This is a genomic window from Lacihabitans sp. CS3-21, from assembly GCF_024343675.1.
In the GTDB taxonomy this organism is placed as follows: domain Bacteria; phylum Bacteroidota; class Bacteroidia; order Cytophagales; family Spirosomataceae; genus Leadbetterella.
The window spans coordinates 1-1,449 of record NZ_RJUD01000042.1 but is presented as its reverse complement, the minus strand read 5'-3'; the positions used below and the strand labels follow the sequence as shown (position 1 = coordinate 1,449).

The window sequence follows — 1,449 nt, the reverse complement described above, 5'->3', positions numbered from 1 at the left end:
ACCATAGGCCTGAAATACCAGGGTAAAACATTTTGTAAAACCTTTTGTAAAATCACCCGTAAAACACTCAAATTCTTGGGTGTTTTTTTTATGCACTTAAGTGTGTACACCATGTAAACATGGGAAATTAATAGAAATTTACCTTTTGTATACACCCTGTGTACACCACTGTGTACACCACTGTAAACGGCCTTCATTGCTAATTAATGGCAACTTTTTATGTGTACACCTCCCATTTTTGAAAAGGGTATGCTCATAGTTTTAGTTACTGGGCTGAAATGTGAAACATTTTGTGATACTTATTCTGAATTTAGACCTAAAAATGGGCTTTATTTCTCATCATAATATTGCTTTTTATTTCATCCTACCAAAGTGTGCTGTTAATAGAAGTTTATCTGCTGGAATATCCACTGATAATTCCCTCTATTTGTTGAATATGTCGTTGGGTATGATGTATCGCAAAATTGACCCAGTCTATTACAGTCATTTTGCCTAAAAATGGATGAACAAATATTCGGTTGTCAATGCAGATTTTGCCTTTTGAAACATCATCCTTCCATAGTTCTCTTTGGTTTACCAACAGACTGACAAGGGTTGCCATGTTTGTAATTTCTCCTTTTGGTATTAAGATATCTGGAGATTTGATTTTCTCTTTCCAGTTGGTAACCAATATTTTTTGTAAGTTTTCATCACCTATAATTTCTAGAGAAGAATTTCTTGTTTCAGAAGCACCCGAAATTATCGTATAAATAACCCTATCGGTAAGGTAAATATGTTCGATAATTTCGAGAATATTCCACTGGTTATCATTTTTGAAATGAACACAATCTGATGAACAACCTTTTATGATTTGTAAAAAATCTTGTGTCGATTTATCCAATTTAACTATTAAGGATTTATTAGTCATAAAATTAAATTTCTTGAACTTAAGTTCTTGTTTGCGAAGTATGTCCTATTATTTTCCCAAATGAAAAATATTTCAGAATTCAAGAGCTGTTTCATGCTTTCTGAACTATCGTTTTTCATATGATTTTAGTTAAAAGAGGCCTGATGATTCCTTTTCACTCAAACGAATACCATTTGGGTATGTTTAAAGCTTTATACAGGGCTGTTTTGCCATTGTTGATTATAAAAATTTAAACCTCTATAGGTTTAAGAGGTAATAATTTTCTTTCCCTATTTTATTACCATTTAAACCATTCAATAATGCTAATTGGCCAATATGTGTAGTAATATCCAAAATAGGTCCTTGAAGCAATCGCTTACATGTGAATAAATCAATTTGAGACTGCTGTAAAACAATCATAAGTTTTTCGAGCCCAATTACAAAGCGTTGACATTCTTCACCAAATTTCATAAGTTCTGGGCTTTCAGTATTCATATCACCACCATTTATTAGGGTGATTGTCTTATTTACTAAATCAAACATGTGATTCACGATTTCTGATG

General features: G+C 32.1%; 2 protein-coding genes. Both read right to left on the bottom strand.

The window, feature by feature from the left end; all coding sequences use genetic code 11:
* Positions 1-391: 391 nt before the first annotated feature.
* Entirely contained in the window at positions 392-907 is a 516-nt protein-coding gene (locus EGI24_RS14210) for a DinB family protein (protein ID WP_255049126.1), read from the bottom strand.
* Between the two features lie 237 nt (positions 908-1,144).
* On the bottom strand, positions 1,145-1,449 hold a 305-nt coding region (locus tag EGI24_RS14205), incomplete at its 5' end, for a hypothetical protein (RefSeq protein WP_255049125.1).